Source organism: Amnibacterium endophyticum, assembly GCF_042680685.1.
Classification (GTDB): Bacteria; Actinomycetota; Actinomycetes; order Actinomycetales; family Microbacteriaceae; genus Amnibacterium; species Amnibacterium endophyticum.
The window spans coordinates 52,754-68,100 of the sequence record NZ_JBHUEA010000003.1 but is presented as its reverse complement, the minus strand read 5'-3'; the positions used below and the strand labels follow the sequence as shown (position 1 = coordinate 68,100).

General features: G+C 73.4%; 17 protein-coding genes and 1 tRNA gene. 7 read left to right on the top strand and 11 right to left on the bottom strand.

The window, feature by feature from the left end; translation table 11 throughout:
* Position 1: 1 nt before the first annotated feature.
* Together ACFSBI_RS02850 and ACFSBI_RS02845 are read right to left on the bottom strand one after the other, a co-directional pair.
* Positions 2–523 carry an FHA domain-containing protein FhaB/FipA gene (locus tag ACFSBI_RS02850; protein ID WP_377931837.1) on the bottom strand — a complete coding sequence of 174 codons (522 nt, stop codon included), beginning with the start codon at positions 521–523 and terminating at the stop codon, positions 2–4.
* Positions 520–1,197, bottom strand: a complete 678-nt coding sequence (locus ACFSBI_RS02845; protein WP_377931835.1) for an FhaA domain-containing protein — start codon at positions 1,195–1,197, stop codon at positions 520–522. The genes ACFSBI_RS02850 and ACFSBI_RS02845 overlap by 4 nt, the downstream gene beginning before the upstream one ends.
* A 168-nt stretch (positions 1,198–1,365) precedes the next feature.
* Here ACFSBI_RS02845 and ACFSBI_RS02840 point away from each other — a divergent pair.
* Positions 1,366–1,449 (top strand) — tRNA-Leu (locus ACFSBI_RS02840).
* Between the two features lie 143 nt (positions 1,450–1,592).
* Here the strand turns inward: ACFSBI_RS02840 and ACFSBI_RS02835 are convergent.
* From ACFSBI_RS02835 to ACFSBI_RS02810, 6 genes are all read right to left on the bottom strand, one after another.
* Positions 1,593–1,832, bottom strand: a complete 240-nt coding sequence (locus ACFSBI_RS02835) for a hypothetical protein (protein ID WP_377931833.1) — start codon at positions 1,830–1,832, stop codon at positions 1,593–1,595.
* A 46-nt stretch (positions 1,833–1,878) separates the two neighbouring features.
* Complete coding sequence (locus tag ACFSBI_RS02830; RefSeq protein WP_377931831.1) at positions 1,879–2,088, bottom strand: hypervirulence associated TUDOR domain-containing protein; 210 nt, start codon at positions 2,086–2,088, stop codon at positions 1,879–1,881.
* Between the two features lie 31 nt (positions 2,089–2,119).
* Positions 2,120–3,448 (bottom strand): serine/threonine-protein kinase, encoded by a 1,329-nt coding sequence (locus ACFSBI_RS02825; protein ID WP_377931829.1) that lies wholly within the window; start codon positions 3,446–3,448, stop codon positions 2,120–2,122.
* Between the two features lie 81 nt (positions 3,449–3,529).
* The gene (gene zwf, locus ACFSBI_RS02820; RefSeq protein ID WP_377931827.1) at positions 3,530–5,002 is read right to left on the bottom strand and encodes a glucose-6-phosphate dehydrogenase; all 1,473 of its coding nucleotides are present in this window, start codon (positions 5,000–5,002) and stop codon (positions 3,530–3,532) included.
* Between the two features lie 42 nt (positions 5,003–5,044).
* On the bottom strand, positions 5,045–5,725 hold the full coding sequence (locus ACFSBI_RS02815; protein ID WP_377931825.1) for an HAD hydrolase-like protein: 681 nt from the start codon (positions 5,723–5,725) through the stop codon (positions 5,045–5,047).
* A gap of 34 nt (positions 5,726–5,759) precedes the next feature.
* Positions 5,760–5,951, bottom strand: coding sequence for a hypothetical protein (locus ACFSBI_RS02810; protein ID WP_377931823.1), 192 nt, complete (start codon positions 5,949–5,951; stop codon positions 5,760–5,762).
* A 137-nt stretch (positions 5,952–6,088) separates the two neighbouring features.
* Between ACFSBI_RS02810 and ACFSBI_RS02805 the strand changes: the two genes are divergently transcribed.
* The 3 genes from ACFSBI_RS02805 (at position 6,089) to ACFSBI_RS02795 (ending at position 10,834) form a co-directional block, all read left to right on the top strand.
* Positions 6,089–7,006: a cupin domain-containing protein gene (locus ACFSBI_RS02805; protein WP_377931821.1), complete on the top strand. Its 918-nt coding sequence runs from the start codon at positions 6,089–6,091 to the stop codon at positions 7,004–7,006.
* Positions 7,007–7,158: 152 nt separating this feature from the next.
* Complete coding sequence (gene katG / locus ACFSBI_RS02800) at positions 7,159–9,468, top strand: catalase/peroxidase HPI (protein WP_377931819.1); 2,310 nt, start codon at positions 7,159–7,161, stop codon at positions 9,466–9,468.
* Positions 9,469–9,616: 148 nt separating this feature from the next.
* A complete protein-coding gene (locus tag ACFSBI_RS02795; RefSeq protein ID WP_377931817.1) occupies positions 9,617–10,834 on the top strand; it encodes an MFS transporter in 1,218 nt (405 codons plus the stop codon).
* 7 nt (positions 10,835–10,841) lie between these two features.
* Here ACFSBI_RS02795 and ACFSBI_RS02790 read toward each other — a convergent pair whose 3' ends face one another.
* Complete coding sequence (locus tag ACFSBI_RS02790) at positions 10,842–11,138, bottom strand: Dabb family protein (RefSeq protein WP_377931815.1); 297 nt, start codon at positions 11,136–11,138, stop codon at positions 10,842–10,844.
* Between the two features lie 134 nt (positions 11,139–11,272).
* Here ACFSBI_RS02790 and ACFSBI_RS02785 point away from each other — a divergent pair, with 134 nt between their 5' ends.
* Genes ACFSBI_RS02785 through ACFSBI_RS02775 form a run of 3 tightly spaced genes read left to right on the top strand, consistent with a single transcriptional unit; the run spans position 11,273 to position 13,559 of the window.
* Positions 11,273–12,436, top strand: coding sequence for an LLM class flavin-dependent oxidoreductase (locus ACFSBI_RS02785; protein WP_377931814.1), 1,164 nt, complete (start codon positions 11,273–11,275; stop codon positions 12,434–12,436).
* Positions 12,436–12,891 (top strand): MarR family winged helix-turn-helix transcriptional regulator, encoded by a 456-nt coding sequence (locus ACFSBI_RS02780; RefSeq protein WP_377931812.1) that lies wholly within the window; start codon positions 12,436–12,438, stop codon positions 12,889–12,891. The genes ACFSBI_RS02785 and ACFSBI_RS02780 overlap by 1 nt, the downstream gene beginning before the upstream one ends.
* Positions 12,888–13,559, top strand: coding sequence for a CE1759 family FMN reductase (locus ACFSBI_RS02775; protein WP_377931810.1), 672 nt, complete (start codon positions 12,888–12,890; stop codon positions 13,557–13,559). The genes ACFSBI_RS02780 and ACFSBI_RS02775 overlap by 4 nt, the downstream gene beginning before the upstream one ends.
* A 25-nt stretch (positions 13,560–13,584) precedes the next feature.
* On the opposite strand, the gene nucS is transcribed toward ACFSBI_RS02775, so the two are convergent.
* Entirely contained in the window at positions 13,585–14,280 is a 696-nt protein-coding gene (gene nucS, locus ACFSBI_RS02770; RefSeq protein WP_377931808.1) for an endonuclease NucS, read from the bottom strand.
* A gap of 11 nt (positions 14,281–14,291) precedes the next feature.
* Positions 14,292–15,326 carry a mechanosensitive ion channel family protein gene (locus ACFSBI_RS02765; RefSeq protein ID WP_377931806.1) on the bottom strand — a complete coding sequence of 345 codons (1,035 nt, stop codon included), beginning with the start codon at positions 15,324–15,326 and terminating at the stop codon, positions 14,292–14,294.
* Between the last annotated feature and the right edge of the window lie 21 nt (positions 15,327–15,347).

The window sequence follows — 15,347 nt, the reverse complement described above, 5'->3', positions numbered from 1 at the left end:
CTCAGCCACGGAGCTCGAACGTCGTGGCACCGACCTTCACCGGGACGCCGATCTGGATGGTCGTGGGGGAGTCGATCCGCCGGCCGTCGACGAAGGTGCCGTTCGTCGAGTCGAGGTCCTGGAGGACCCAGTCGTCGCCCCAGAGGAGCAGGCGGGCGTGGTGGGTGCTCGTGTAGTCGTCGCGGATCTGCAGGCCGGCGTCGCTGGCGCGGCCGATCGTCAGCGGCTCGGTGCCGAGCGGGATCTCGAGACCGGCCTTGCCGCCGGACGTGATCACGAGCTTCGACGGCGTGCGCACCGCCCGGTCCTGCGCGGTGCCCGGGCTCGGCGCAGACGGCATCGACTGCACCGCCGGGGGCGCGCTGATCGGCGCGGCCACGGCGGCGGACGCCGCCTCCTCCGGCACCCGCCGCACGCGGCCGCCGAAGAGGTCGCTGCGCAGCGCGTAGACCACCGCGAATACGAGCACCCAGAGCAGCGCGAGGAACGCGACCCGGAGCACCAGCAGGGTGAGCTCGTTCATCGCGCGTCCCCCGTCGGCCGGGCGACCACGCGGAACACCATGCGGGTGCGGCCGGCCTGCAGCACCGAGTCGACCGGCAGGGCCGCGCGGGTGAGCCGGGCCCCGTTGAGGGTGGAGCCGTTGGTCGAGCCGAGGTCGCGCGCCTCGGCCCGGCGGCCGTCCCACACGATCTCGAGGTGCTTGCGGCTGATGCCGCCGTCGTCGACCGTGATGTCCGCCTCGGACCCGCGGCCGATGACCGTGCGCTGCCCGAGGGCGTGGGTGCGCCCGTCGATCTCGAGCACCGGCGCCCACTCGACCTCCACGCGCTCCGACGAGCTGCGGACGTCGAGCATCCCGACGGTGAGCGACGGGTCCGTCTCGAACGAGATCACGGGCGGCGACACCATCTGGTACCGCTGCTCGGCCGCGTAGCGGGTCAGCAGGTCCGTCAGCTCCCCGACGAGCCCGTCGCCCAGGCGGGCCATCGCCGCGTGGTCCTCCCCGCTCATCCGCACGACGAAGCGGTTCGGCACGAGCACGCGGTCCCGGGCGACGGGCGACGCGTGGGTGTCGACCTCCCGGCGCAGCGCGGCCGTGATCTCGACGGGCTGCAGGCCGGAGCGGAACGTGCGGGCGAAGAGCCCGTTCACGCCCCGCTCGAGCCCGCGCTCGAAGCTGTCGAGGATCCCCACCCGCGTCTGTTCCCTTGGCCGTCGGTGCACGGATCAGGCCGTGCGCGGTCGGGACAGGCTAACGGCCAGGTGCCGCCTTCGGGGGGCAGGCGGCACCCGCGCGCCGGACCGCGGGGAGGCGCCGTGCTATCGTCGACCCCGCCTCCGGCGCGGTTCCGCGCCGGTCACGCGCGAGTGGCGGAATAGGCAGACGCGCACGGTTCAGGTCCGTGTGCCCGGAAGGGCGTGGGGGTTCAACTCCCCCCTCGCGCACGAGGAAGGCCCCGGTGATCCCGGGGCCTTCCTCATGTCTGCGCGGCAGGACCTGCCACCGCTGGTCGAGCTCGTCGAGTCCGCTCCCGTTCGCGAGCGCGGGTGGTCTCGAGGCTCCTTCGTCGCACCTCGACCGGCGGAGATCAGCGGGGCTCGGGGCGGTTCACCCAGTCGGCGATCGTGCCGCCGTGCCCCGTCTGCAGCTCCCACGGCAGCGGCTCCGCGAGCAGGATCGGCTCGCACGGCGGCTGGTCGAACGGGCCGGGGCTGCCCGTGCTGCCGTACACGTCGAGGCGGGCGGCGTTGCGCAGGCTCGACGAGACGGCCGAGCCGCGTCCCGCGCTCAGCCCCAGCAGCTCGCGCAGCCGCATGTTGAAGCCCACCGGACGATGATGCCCGCTCAGCGGCGCCCTGCGCGACGAGCCGCGGTCACTCCTTGTCGAGCGCGTCCGGCTTGTGCACGGCCTCGCCGCCCGACTTCTCGCTCTTCACGAGGTACTGCGGGTCGTCCTCCGACGCGCGCACCTGGCGACCGCCGGCCTTCGTGTCCTCGGTGATCTTCTTCTCGACGACGCCCTCGGCCTCGCCGCCGTGCGACTTCCAGGAGACCTCGTCGCCCTTCGTGAACTCGTCAGCCATGGGGGCGACCGTAGGGCGCGCTCCTGGACGATCAGCCGTGACCTCGGAGGCGGTCCCGCCAGCGCTCCTCGAACCGCTGGCGGAGGTCCCGCAGCTCGCCGGGCGACCGGTCGCGCCAGCTCCGCCGGAGCTCCTGCCGGGGCGGCTCGCGGTCGACCGCGGGCTGCGCCGTCGGGACCGCGGTCGGAGCCGGCTTCGGCGTCGCGGTCCGGCTCGGCGTCGGTCTGGGGGTCGGGGTCGCCGTCGGCGACCGGTGCACCTGGGCCGGCGCAGGGGTCTGCACGGTCGCAGCAGCCCCCGTCGCGCCGACCGACGCGAGCCCGATGACGCTCGCGCCACCGCCCGCGAGACCGGCGGCGACGGCGATCGCGGCGGCGACGAGCACCACCCGCCTCGGGCGGGGCCTCGCTCGGCGGCGGAGGGTCGGCGACCACCCGGTCGTCGGCCGGTCCGCGAGGTCCATCGCCTCGGTCGGCAGGTCGAAGTCGGACGCCGGCATCACGGCGGTCGCCTGCAGCAGCTCGGGCAGCGGCGCCGCATCGCCGGTGAGCGCTGCGCAGCGCAGGACGACGTCGGCCGCGGTGGGCCGGTCGGCCGGCCTGCGCGCCGTCATCGCAGCGAGCAGGGTCCGCCACCCGCGGTCGAGGCCGCCGGGGATCTCGGGGGCGCGCACCAGGCGTGCGGCGGCGGCCTCCGCGACCGGGCCGGGGAAGGCGACCCGTCCCGTCAGCGCCTCGAGGGCGAGCAGGCCGAGCGAGTACACGTCGGACGCGGGCCCGATCGGCTCGCCCGACACCTGCTCCGGGCTCAGGTAGGCGGCGGTGCCGACCACCTGCCCGGTCATCGTGAGCGCGTCGGCCTGGAAGAGCCGTGCGATGCCGAGATCGGCGAGCTTCGGCTCCCACCCGGCCTGCTCGAACGGCCGGGTGAGCAGCACGTTCGCCGGCTTCAGGTCGCGGTGCACGACGCCGGCGTCGTGCAGCGCCCCGAGCGCTCCCGCGGCGCCATGCAGCACCCGGGCGACGTCCGCGGTCGAGAGCCGCCCCTGGTCGGCGATCACGCGGCGCAGGTCCGGCCCGTGCACCAGCTCCATCGCGAACCAGACCGTCTCGCCGTGCCGCCCGCGGTCGCTCCCGGTGTCGTACACGGCGATGAGGTTCGGGTGGTCCAGCCGCGCCAGGTACTGGGCCTCCCGCCGGAGCCGCTCCTGCTCGATCGTCCCCGCGCCGGAGCGCACGACCTTGAGCGCGACCTCCCGGCCGAACGTCTCGTCCCACGCGCGGTGCACGGCGCCCATGCCGCCGGTCCCCACGACGGGGCCGAGGCGGTAGCGCTCGCCGAGCAGCGGAAGGGTTCGCATCGCTGCGACGCTAGGCGCGCACCGCGCGTCCTCCGGCGCGTCGCGCCGGTGCGTCCGATTCCCGCTCTCGCGTCGCGCGGCTCAGTGGTGGGACTCGCGCCAGACGCGCTCGAAGGGGAGCCGCCAGGCGTACGGCGCGATCAGCTGGTGGATGGCGTTCGGGCCCCAGCTGCCCACGGCGTACGGCCGCACGGGGGGCGGGTCGTCGAGCAGCGGCTGGCTGATCTCCCACAGCCGCTCGATGCCCTGCGCCGTCGTGAACAGCGTGTGGTCGCCGCGCATCGCGTCGAGGATCAGCCGCTCGTACGCCTCGAGCACGTCACCGGCGTTCGCCGTGTCCTGCATCGCGAACTGCATGCTCATCTTCTCGAGCCGCATGCCGGGCCCCGGCTTCTTGCCGTAGAAGGAGAGCGACATCTTGCTCGCGTCGGCGAGGTCGAACGTCAGGTGGTCGGGCCCCTTCGAGCCGATGCCGGACCCGGCCGGGAACATCGACTGCGGCGGCTCCTTGAACGCGATCGAGACGATGCGCTGCCCCTCCGCCATCTTCTTGCCGGTGCGCAGGTAGAAGGGGACGCCCGCCCAGCGCCAGTTGTCGATCTCGCACTTCAGCGCGACGAACGTCTCGGTCTCGCTCTCGGGCGAGACGCCGGCGATGTCCTTGTAGCCGACGTACTGGCCGCGGACCACCGTCGACGGGTCGATCGCCTTCATCGAGTTGAAGACCTTGTTCTTCTCCTCGCTGATCGCCTTCGGCTCGAGCGCGGTCGGCGCCTCCATCGCGACGAACGCGAGGATCTGGAACAGGTGCGTCACAACCATGTCGCGGTAGGCGCCGGTCGACTCGTAGAACGAGGCCCGCTGCTCGAGGCCGAGGGTCTCGGGCACGTCGATCTGCACCTGCTGGATGAAGTTGCGGTTCCAGATCGGTTCGAAGAGCCCGTTGCCGAAGCGGATCGCGAGGATGTTCTGCGCCGGCTCCTTGCCCAGGAAGTGGTCGATCCGGAAGATCTGCCCCTCCTGGAACGTCTCGTGGAGGCGCCGGTTCAGCTCGACGGCGCTCGCGAGGTCGGTGCCGAACGGCTTCTCCATGATGATCCGGGAGCCCTCGACCAGTCCTGCCGCCGCGATCGTCTCCACGGCGGCGAGGGCGGCCTTCGGCGGCACCGACAGGTAGTGGATGCGCCGCGCCTGCGGTCCGAGCCGGCCCGCGGCCTCGGCGACCGCCTTCGCGAGGGCCTGCGGGCCCGCCTTCGAGGGCACGTAGTGCAGCTTCTCGGCGAAGTGGCGCCACTCCTCGTCGGTGAGGCGCCGCCGGTCGAACTCGTCGAGCGCAGCCCTCGCCTGCTCGCGGTAGCTGTCGTCGTCGAGGTCCTCGAGCGAGGTGCCGACGATCTCGATGTCCGGCGTCAGCGACGACAGCACGAGGTTCGCCATGCCCGGCAGCAGCTTCCGCTTCGCGAGGTCGCCCGCCGCTCCGAAGAGCACCACCACGTGCGGTGCCGTCGACTGCGTCGCCTTCTGGTACTGCCGCTCTGCCTGCGTCAGGGTCATGCCTCGATCATCCCGCATCGAGGGCGATCACCCGGGTGGGGCTCAGGAAGCCGTGCGCCCCCAGTCCGCGTCGCCGAGCACCAGCGACGGCAGGTCGTACGGCGTCGCCGCGACCGCGACCGCGCCCGCGTGCTCCTCGGGCGCGCCGTAGCCCCAGCCCGCGACGACGGTCGGGATGCCGTGCTCGGCCGCGCCTTCGACGTCGTGGCTGCGGTCCCCCACCATGATCGGCCGCGCCGTGTCGACCCCGGCGGCGCGGAGCAGGTCGAGCGCGCGCTCGATCACCTCCGCCTTCCGGCTGCGCGACTCGTCGTCCGACGCGCCTGCGATGACGACGAAGAGGTCCGCCAGGCCGAAGTGCTCGAGGATCCGGGTCGCGATCGTCTCCGGCTTCGACGTCGCCACGGCGAGCGGCACCCGGCGGCCGATCGTGGTCAGCGCCTCCCGGACGCCCGGGTAGGGCTCGGCGTCGAACGCGCCGTCGGCGCGGTAGCGGCTGCGATAGGCGGCGAGCACCCGCTGCGCGGCCTCCCCCTCGACGCCGACGACGTCGCGCAGGCCGTCGAGGATCGGCGGGCCCACGAACTCGAGCAGCCGGGCGGGCGGCGGCACCGGTGCCCCGAGGTCGGCGAGCACCGCGGCGAGGGTGCTCGTGATGCCCCGGGCCGAGTCGACGATCGTCCCGTCGAGGTCGATCAGGGCGACGGTCGAGGGCGGGGGCACCCGCCGACCCTAGGGGCGGCGGCGCGGGCCGCGCTCAGCGCCCGGACGTGATGCGGAGCTGTCCGCCGCCGAGCAGCATCCCTGAGAGGACCATCGTCGCGAGCAGCGCGACGCACGCGACCACGCGCTGCAGCACGGAGCCCTGCGGCACGACGGCGCGCTGCGCGTAGCCGTCGAACGGGCGTGCCTGAACGCTCGCCACGAGTCGCGGATCCCGGACATCCATGGAGGGACCATAGATCGCGATGCGGCGCTGAGGCGCCCCCCGGGGGCGACTCCCGGGGGAACGGCACCTCCCGTCCAGCCGCAGGGCCGGCCCGGCCGCTCAGCACCTGTCCGGCGAAGGGGGGCGAGGATCGCTCGATGCCCGAGGTGATCGAGCACGTCCATCGCGGGCGTGCTCCCGTTCCGCTGGAGCCGGGGCTGCTGTCCCCGCTCGGGCCGGAGGAGTGGCGGGTGCGCATCCGCTCGCTGGAGGTCGACGGCGCCCGCGCCGACTACCTCGACTGCGACCCGCACCGCTTCGACGTGCCGCCGCTCGAGGAGCGGCCGGAGGGGCGGCTGCCGCTGATGCTGGTGGTGGTCCTGAGCGGACGGTCCGACGGGGTGGTCGGGGGCCGGCGCGTGCCGATGGCGCCGCAGCGGGCGCTGCTGCTCGACGGGCGTGCGGGAATGACCTTCGAGGTGTCCGAGCCGCTGCGCGCGATGCGGCTGCTGGTCGACCTGGCGCACCTGCCGCCGGACCTGCTCGGTCGCATGGGCGAGCCCTGCCTCACCCTCAAGGACACGCCGCTCGTGCTGGGCTGCGTGGGGCTCATCTCGGGGCTGCTGCAGGTGCACAACGGCACGGTCGAGCCGCACGACGAGACCGCGGTCAGCCAGCCCCTCATCGCGCTGCAGGCGAGCCTGCTCGAGGAGGCCCTCCGGGAGCGGCCGTCCGGCGATCCGATCCCGTCCTCCCGCCGAGAGTGCATCGAGGTGTACGTCGAGGAGCACCTCGGCGACCGCTCGCTCTCCGTCGCCTCCATCGCCGCGTCCCTCGGGGTGACCGTCCGCACGGTGCACGCCGCGTTCGAGGGGACGTCGGACACCGTGGGCGCCCTCGTCCGCCGGCGGCGGGTCGCGCGGGCGCAGACGGTGCTGGCGCTCCGCACCGACCCGCCGAACGTCGGCGCGCTCGCCGCCCGTGTCGGGCTCACGCGCGACCAGCTGACCCGGATCTTCCGGGCCGAGACCGGTCGGACGGTCGTCGAGTGGTGGCGCGAGCACCACGAGCGGTGAGCCGCCTCCCCGCCGTCGAAGCAGGGGGCATGGGGACGCTGCGAGTCCGTGGAGACGATCGAGGAATCGAACACGGAGCGCGCCGAGTCGGGTGATCGCTCAGGGCCGAGCGTCGCACCGTGGGGCGATCACGCGAGAACCGGAGGAGCGACATGACCGATCGGACCGACACGAGCACGCATCACATGGAGGGCGACCTCCCGGCGGGGGGCGACCGGGTCGGTGGCGCGTTCGGGCAGCCGCCGTCGCTCGAGGCCTGGTACCCGCAGCGCCTGCGGGTCGAGCTGCTGCACCGCAACGGGCTCGACGCCGATCCGCTGGGCGCCGACTTCGACTACGCGGCCGCCTTCGCGACGATCGACCTGGAAGCGCTGAAGGCCGACATCAAGCAGTTCCTGACCACGTCGGTCGACTGGTGGCCCTCGGACTACGGCAACTACGGGCCGCAGATGATCCGCATGGCCTGGCACGCCGCCGGCACCTACCGCATCGCGGACGGCCGCGGCGGTGCGGGCACCGCCATGCAGCGGTTCGCGCCGATCAGCAGCTGGTGGGACAACGGCAACACCGACAAGTCCCGTCGCCTGCTGCAGCCGCTGAAGCACAAGTACGGCAACGCGCTGTCCTGGGCGGACCTCATGGTGCTGACCGGCACCTGCGCCCTGGAGCTGATGGGCCTGCCGACGTACGGCTTCGCCGGCGGCCGGCTCGACGCCTGGGAGCCGGACGACGGCACCTGGTGGGGGCCGGAGGTCTGGAACCCGCACGACGTGAAGAGCTACGACGACATGGTGAACCGCGACGAGCGGTGGCGCGGGAAGAACGGCGAGCAGGGCTACGACCTGCAGAGCCCGCTGGCGGCCTCCCACCAGGCGCTGATCTACGTCAACCCGGAGGGGCCGTACCAGAGCGGCGACCCGATGGGCTCCGCGCGGGACATCCGCGTCACCTTCACGCGGATGGCGATGAACGACGAGGAGACCGTCGCGCTGGTCGCCGGCGGCCACGCGTTCGGCAAGAGCCACGGCATGGTGGCGGCCGCGAAGATCGGCGCGCCGCCGGAGATCGCGCCGATCGAGCAGATGGGCCTCGGCTGGCACAACCCGCAGGGCACGGGCGCCGGCAAGGACACGATGACGAACGGCATCGAGGGCAGCTGGACCCCGAACCCGGTGCGGTGGGACAACACCTACCTGGAGAACCTGTTCCGCTACGAGTGGGAGCAGACGAAGAGCCCGGCGGGCTCCATCCAGTGGACGCCGACCGACCCGGACGCGCCGAAGACGCCCGACGCGCACGTGCCCGGGCAGATGAACCCGCTGATGATGATGACCTCGGACGTGGCCTTCAAAGTCGACCCGGAGTACCGGAAGGTGTGCGAGAAGTTCCTCGAGGACTTCGACGCCTTCACGCTGGCGTTCTCGAAGGCCTGGTACAAGCTGACGCACCGCGACATGGGCCCGAAGCACCGCTACCTCGGCCCGGAGGCGACGATCGAGGACGGGCTGCTCTGGCAGGACCCGCTGCCCGAGCCCGAGGGCGCGCCGATCGACGAGTTCGACGTCGACGCGCTGAAGGAGGCCGTGCTGAAGACCGGCGTGTCCGTCTCCGACCTCGTGTTCACGGCGTACTCGTCGGCCTCCACCTACCGCGACAGCGACAAGCGCGGCGGGGCGAACGGCGGACGCCTCGCCCTCGCGCCGCAGAAGGACTGGGCGGTCAACCGCCGCACGGTCCCCGTGATCGAGGCGCTGCGCGGCGTCAAGGCGGACTTCGAGCGGGACGCGAGCGGCGGCAAGCGGATCTCGCTCGCCGACCTGATCGTCCTCGGCGGCTGCGCCGCGGTGGAGCAGGCCGCTCGCGACGCGGGCGTGCCGACGACCGTGCCCTTCACGCCGGGTCGCGTCGACACGACGCAGGAGCTGACCGACGTCGAGATGTTCGAGTGGCTGCGCCCGATCGCCGACGGGTTCCGCAACTTCGTCGCGGACGACTACCGGCAGCTGGCCCCCGGGGTCGCGCCGGAGCAGGTGTTCCTCGACCGGGCGAACCTGATGACGCTGACCGCGCCCGAGTGGACGGTGCTGACCGGCGGGCTCCGGGTCCTCGGCGCGAACGCGGACGGGTCCGACACCGGGCTGCTGACGGACCGCGTCGGCGTGCTGTCGACCGACTGGTTCGTGAACCTGACCGACACCGACCTGCTCTGGACGCGCACCGACGACACGGAGATGACGTTCCGGGCGAGGAGCCAGTCGACCGGCGAGGAGCGGTTCACCGCCACCCGCGCCGATCTCGTGTTCGGCTCGAACGCGCAGCTGCGCTCCGCCGTCGACGCCTACGCGGGCAGCGACGGGCAGCGCCGGTTCGTCGCCGACTTCGTCCGCGCCTGGGACAAGGTCATGATGCTCGACCGGTTCGACGTGAAGGGCGCTCGCCGCTACGGCCCGATGGCGGCCTGAGCCGCTCCGGTCTCGACGGGCTCGACCTGAGGGTGACCCCCTCCGGTCGAGCCCGTCGGGACCGCCGACCGGTCCCGGCGCGGAAGAGCTGCGCCGTGCCCGCGTTGCAGCCGGGGTGCACCAGGGCTCGCAGCAGGCGACGGGATCGATGAGCCGTCCCCTGGTGCTGCTGCTCGCGGTCGCGGGCGGGGCGGCCGTCGGCAACCTCTACTGGGCGCAGCCGCTGCTCGACTTCATCGCCCGCGACCTCCGCACGAGCACCGCTGCCGCGGGCTGGCTCGTCACCGCGACGCAGCTGGGCTACGCCCTCGGCGTGCTGCTGCTCGTGCCGCTCGGCGACGTGCTGGACCGCAGGCGGCTCGTGCCCGCGGCGCTGGTCGCGGTCGCTGTCGCGCTGGTCGCGGCCGCGCTGGCACCGACGTTCCCGGTGCTGCTGGCCGCGCTCGCGCTCGTCGGGATCACGACCGTCGCCGGGCAGATCATCGCGCCGCTCGCGGGCGACCTCGCCGGCGACGGGGAGCGGGGGAGGGTCGTGGGCACGGTCGTGTCCGGGATCCTCGTCGGCATCCTGCTGTCCCGCACGATCAGCGGCCTGGTCGCGGCGGCGCTCGGCTGGCGCGCGGTCTACGCGGCCGCGGCGGTGCTCGCGGTCGTGCTGGCGCTGCTGCTGCGCCGGGCGATCCCCGACCTCGCGCCGCGCACCCGCCTGGCGTACCCCGCCCTGCTCGGCTCGGTCTTCGGCATCGTCCGGGAGCGGCCGACGGTCCGCTTCAGCCTGGTGCTCGGCGGCACGTCCTTCGGGGTGTTCACGATGTTCTGGACCGCCCTCACCTTCCTGCTGAGCGCCCCGCCCTTCTCCTTCGGCGTCGCGACGATCGGGCTGTTCGGCCTCGTCGGGCTCGCGGGGGCGATCACCGCGCAGCGCGCGGGCCGGCTCTCCGACCGCGGGCTCGGGCTGCCGGCCATCGGCGTGGCGTGGGTCCTCGTGCTGGTCGCCTTCGTCGTCGCCGGGATCGGCAGCCGATCGGTCGTCGGGGTCGTCGTCGCGGTGCTGGTGCTCGACGTCGCGATCCAGGGCCACAACATCTCGGTGCAGTCGCGCCTCTTCCAGCTCGACCCCGCCGCGCGCAGCCGCATCAACACCGCCTTCGTGGCGAACAACTTCGTGTTCGGCGCGATCGGCTCCGGACTCGCCTCCGTGCTCTGGGCCCTCGGCGGCTGGACGGCGGTGACGCTCGCCGGCGCGGTGCTCAGCGGGTTCGCCGCCACCGTCTGGCTCGTCGGCCGGCGCGCGGCGCTCCGGCTGCCGTCCGATCGTGGGGCAGCGGGCGCGACGCGGACCCCGCGGGCGGAGCCGCAGGGCTGAGCCGGGCTCAGCGCTCCTCGAAGTCGTACTCCTGGAACGCCTCGACCTCGGTCGCCCACCGCTCGTCGACGAACCGGCGGTGCGGGGCGGAGGCGTCGTACGCGGCGTAGGCCGAGTCGTCGGCGAACCGCATCGAGAACTGCCACGCGAGGTCGCTCTTCGGGCTCACCTGCCGGGCGACGCGGAAGTCCTCCACCCCGTCGATCGCGGCGAGCACGCGCTGCGCGTGGTCGAGGAAGGCCGCCTCGGCGGTGGAGCCGGGCTCGTGGCGCAGGCGGAATACGACGGTGTGCTGGACGGGCATGGCGGTCTCCGATCGGTGCGTCCTCCCACGCTACGGGTCGGCCCCGACGCGTCGGAATAGATGCGTCTGCATGCAGTTGTATGCTCCTGCATGGAGTTCGGGGCCGGTGGCCCCGGTCAGCGAGGAGGAACGAGATGCAGTTCGGCGTGTTCTCGGTCGGCGACGTGACGCGCGACCCGGTGTCCGGCCAGACCCCCAGCGAGGCGGAGCGGATCCGCGCCGTGCTCGCGATCGCGAAGAAGACCGAGGAGGTGGGCCTCGACGTCTTCGCCTTCGGCGAGCACCACAACCCGCCCTTCATGTCCTCGAGCCCCACGACGCTGCTCGCCGCGGTCGCCGCGAGCACCGAGCGCCTCGTGGTCACGACCTCCACGACGCTCATCACGACCAACGACCCGGTGCGCATCGCCGAGGACTACGCGATGCTGCAGCACGTCTCGGGCGGCCGGATGGACCTGATGCTCGGCCGCGGCAACACGGCGCCCGTCTACCCCTGGTTCGGGCAGGACATCCGCCAGTCCCTGCCGCTCGCGCTCGAGCACTACAACCTGCTGCACCGCCTGTGGCGGGAGGACGTCGTCGACTGGGAGGGACGCTTCCGCACCCCGCTGCAGGGCTTCACCTCCACGCCGCGGCCGCTGGACGACGTGCCGCCCTTCGTCTGGCACGGCTCGATCCGCACCCCGGAGATCGCCGAGCAGGCCGCGTACTACGGCGACGGGTTCTTCGCCAACCACATCTTCTGGCCGACGCAGCACTACCAGCGGCTCATCGCCTTCTACCGGCAGCGGTACGCGCACTACGGGCACGGGACGCCCGAGCAGGCGATCGTGGGCCTCGGCGGGCAGGCCTTCATCGGCCGCACCTCGCAGGAGGCGAAGGCCGCGTTCCGGCCCTACTTCGACGAGGCGCCCGTGTACGGGCACGGCCCGCGCATGGAGGACTTCGCCGAGCAGACCCCGCTCTCGGTCGGCAGCGTGCAGGAGGTCATCGACAAGACGCTGACCTTCCGCGAGTCCTTCGGCGACTACCAGCGGCAGCTGTTCCTGATCGACCACGCCGGCCTGCCGCTGCCCGTGGTCCTCGACCAGCTGGAGCTGCTGGGCGGCGAGGTCGTGCCGGTGCTCCGCCGCGAGCTCGACGCGCTCCGCCCCGCGGGCGTGCCCGACGCCCCGACCCACGCGTCGCTCGTGCGGGCGAAGTACGGCGACGCCGAGCCCCGGCAGCCGCGCCCGAACGCGAACCGCGGCGACAACGTCACCGGCGGCTCGCCCTACCAGGACACCGTCGCGGCCTGATGGAGGCGAGGGACGTCCGGCTCGCGAACGAGTCGTGGGAGGCGCTGCTGCACGCGCAGGCGGCGATGATGCGCGCCTTCGACTCCGAGCGCATGTGGGACGAGGTGTCCCTCAACGAGTACGACGTCCTCTACGCCCTCAAGCGGGCGGGCTGCGCGCTGCGCCAGCAGGAGCTGACCGGCGCGGTGCTGCTGAGCCAGCCGGCCCTGTCCCGGCTGCTCGAGCGCCTCGAGCAGCGCGGCCTCGTGACCCGCAGCACCGACCCGGCCGACCGCCGCGGCGTGCTCGTCGAGCTCACCGACGCGGGCGCGGACCTCCAGCGGCGCACGGGCGGCAAGCACGCCCGCAGCGTCGAGGAGCGCATGCGCGCGCTCACCCCCGACCAGCAGCGGCAGCTGCGCGACCTGTGCGCGCTGCTCGCGCCCACCGAATCCTCGAAGGGAACCCGGCCATGAGACTCGTCATCGTCTCCGGCGGCACGTCCGACCCGTCCTCCACCCGCATGCTCGCCGACCGGCTCGCCGGAGGCGTGATCGACGCCGCCGTGGAGCGCGGTCTCGAGGTCACCACCTCGGTGATCGAGCTGCGGCCGCTCGCCGGCGACATCGCCGACGCCCAGGCCGCCGGCTTCCCCGCCGGCGCGCTCGCCGAGGCGATCGAGCGCCTGGGCGACGCGGACGCGCTGATCGTCGCGACCCCCGTCTACAAGGCGGGCGTCAGCGGGCTGGTCAAGTCGTTCTTCGACGTGGTGGACCAGGACCTCCTGATCGCGGTGCCGACGCTGCTCGCCGCCACCGCGGGCACCGCCCGGCACGCCCTCGTCGCCGACGAGTCGCTGCGGTCCCTCTTCGCCTATCTCAGGACCCTCACCACCCCCACGAGCGTGTTCGCCTCGAGCGAGGACTGGGGCACGACGGCGCTCGCGGACCGCGTCGACCGCGCGGCGAAGGAGCTGGTGGTCCTCGTCGCCGCCGGGGTCAAGGACGCGATGCGCGACTCGGGCGGCCGGTACAACCGGGTGTTCGGCGGCGCCGCGGGCGGCGGCGACGAGATCCGCCTCGACAGCGACCTGATGCGACTCGCCGCGGGCGGCGGCGCGTCCCGCCCGGTCCGTCCCGTCTGACCTGATCGACCCGTCCGGCCGGCCGCTAGAACAGCCGCGCCGGCCCGCCCTCGATGCCCCGCATCGCGTCGTAGTCGAGCACGAGGCAGCGGATGCCGCGGTCCTCGGCGAGCGTCCGGGCCTGCGGCTTGATCTCCTGCGCCGCGAAGACGCCCGACACCGGGGCGAGGTGCGGGTCGCGGTTCATCAGCTCGAGGTACCGGGTCAGCTGCTCGACGCCGTCGATCTCGCCCCGGCGCTTGATCTCCACCGCGACCGCGGCGCCGCCCGCGTCCCGGGCGAGGATGTCGACCGGGCCGATCGCCGTCATGTGCTCGCGGCGCACCAGCGAGTGCCCGTCGCCGAGCAGGTCGATCTGCTCGGCGAGCAGCCGCTGCAGGTCGGCCTCGACGCCGTCCTTGACGAGCCCCGGGTCGACGCCGAGCTCGACGTCCTCGTCGATCACGAGGTCGTGGATGCGGATGATCAGCTGGTCGTCCGTCTTCGCGTGCCGCACGCGCCAGACGTGCCGCACGCCCGCGGCGGCCTGGTCCTCGTCCGGCTCCTCCTCGGTGAGGGAGCAGGGCGGGCTCATCCAGTTCAGCGGCTTGTACGAGCCGCCGTCGGCGTGCACGAGCACGCTGCCGTCCGCCTTCAGCATCAGCACCCGCCGCGCGGGCGGCAGGTGCGCCGACAGGCGCCCCGCGTAGTCGACCGAGCACTCCGCCACCACGAGTCGCACGGGGGGTGAGCCTACGAGGCCGGAGAGCCGTCCGTGCCGCGACCCTCCTCGCCGTCCGCCCGCTCCGGCGTGTACCCGGTGCGGCCGGCGACGTCGTCGACGGCGTCGTTGCGGGCCTCGGCCGGCGCGCCACCGGCCTCCCGGCGCTCGCGCTCGGGCTCCTCGAGCCGCAGCGCCGCCCGCGCCTCCTCGCCGGTCAGCCCGAACAGGGAGCGCACGTGCAGGTCCCGCTGCGGGAAGGGGATCTCGAGGCCGTGGCGCTGCAGCGCGGTGTGCAGCGCCCAGTTGTAGGCGGCCGTCACCGCGACGGGCCGCCGCGTCGCCCCGGCGTCCAGCCACACGACCAGCTCGAACTCCAGCGCGCTGTCGCCGAAGCCGCTCAGCCACACCTGCGGCCCGAGCGGGCCGTCCTGATCGAGGGTGAACGGCACGGCGGCAGCGGCCTCGAGCGCCGCCGCCTTCACCGCCTCCTTGTCGGCGTCGTACGCGACGCCGAACGGCACCCGCAGGCGGCGCCGCACGTCGCGGTGGGTCCAGTTGACGACGCGGCCGGAGACGAACTCGGCGTTCGGCACGAGGATGTCGAGATTGTCGTTCGTGACGATCGTCGTCGCCCGCAGCGCGATTTCCCGCACCTCGCCCGCCGTGCCCGACTCCAGCTCGACGAAGTCGCCCACCTTGAGGGACCGGTCGAGCAGCAGCACGATGCCGGCGATGAAGTTCGCGAAGAGCGGCTGCAGGCCGAAGCCGATCCCGACGCCGAGCGCGCCGAACAGCACCGCGAAGCGGCCGAGCGGCACCCCGAGCGCCGACACGGCGAGCAGCACGCCGGCGACCAGCACCGTGTAGGTGGTGAGCCGCGACAGCGTGTACCAGGTCGACGGGTGGGCCGTGCCCTCCTGCCGCGACCGCCGGAGGATCAGCCCGCGTAGCACCGCGGCCGCCGCGATCGCGATCACGAGGACGACCGCCGCCGTCACGATGCCGCCGAGGGTCAGCGTCTCCCCGAGCACCTCGATGCGGGGGACGACGGTGGTCGCGGCCATGCGGCCCAGGCAAGCACGGCC

Excerpts from the sequence above, each read along its gene's own strand:
- ACFSBI_RS02850 (WP_377931837.1), bottom strand. The coding sequence starts at position 523 with ATGAACGAGCTCACCCTGCTGGTGCTCCGGGTCGCGTTCCTCGCGCTG.
- ACFSBI_RS02765 (WP_377931806.1), bottom strand. The coding sequence starts at position 15,326 with ATGGCCGCGACCACCGTCGTCCCCCGCATCGAGGTGCTCGGGGAGACG.
- ACFSBI_RS02830 (WP_377931831.1), bottom strand. The coding sequence starts at position 2,088 with ATGGCTGACGAGTTCACGAAGGGCGACGAGGTCTCCTGGAAGTCGCAC.
- ACFSBI_RS02805 (WP_377931821.1), top strand. The coding sequence starts at position 6,089 with ATGCCCGAGGTGATCGAGCACGTCCATCGCGGGCGTGCTCCCGTTCCG.
- ACFSBI_RS02810 (WP_377931823.1), bottom strand. The coding sequence starts at position 5,951 with ATGGATGTCCGGGATCCGCGACTCGTGGCGAGCGTTCAGGCACGCCCG.
- katG (WP_377931819.1), top strand. The coding sequence starts at position 7,159 with ATGACCGATCGGACCGACACGAGCACGCATCACATGGAGGGCGACCTC.
- ACFSBI_RS02795 (WP_377931817.1), top strand. The coding sequence starts at position 9,617 with ATGAGCCGTCCCCTGGTGCTGCTGCTCGCGGTCGCGGGCGGGGCGGCC.
- ACFSBI_RS02825 (WP_377931829.1), bottom strand. The coding sequence starts at position 3,448 with ATGCGAACCCTTCCGCTGCTCGGCGAGCGCTACCGCCTCGGCCCCGTC.
- zwf (WP_377931827.1), bottom strand. The coding sequence starts at position 5,002 with ATGACCCTGACGCAGGCAGAGCGGCAGTACCAGAAGGCGACGCAGTCG.
- ACFSBI_RS02785 (WP_377931814.1), top strand. The coding sequence starts at position 11,273 with ATGCAGTTCGGCGTGTTCTCGGTCGGCGACGTGACGCGCGACCCGGTG.
- ACFSBI_RS02780 (WP_377931812.1), top strand. The coding sequence starts at position 12,436 with ATGGAGGCGAGGGACGTCCGGCTCGCGAACGAGTCGTGGGAGGCGCTG.
- ACFSBI_RS02790 (WP_377931815.1), bottom strand. The coding sequence starts at position 11,138 with ATGCCCGTCCAGCACACCGTCGTATTCCGCCTGCGCCACGAGCCCGGC.
- ACFSBI_RS02775 (WP_377931810.1), top strand. The coding sequence starts at position 12,888 with ATGAGACTCGTCATCGTCTCCGGCGGCACGTCCGACCCGTCCTCCACC.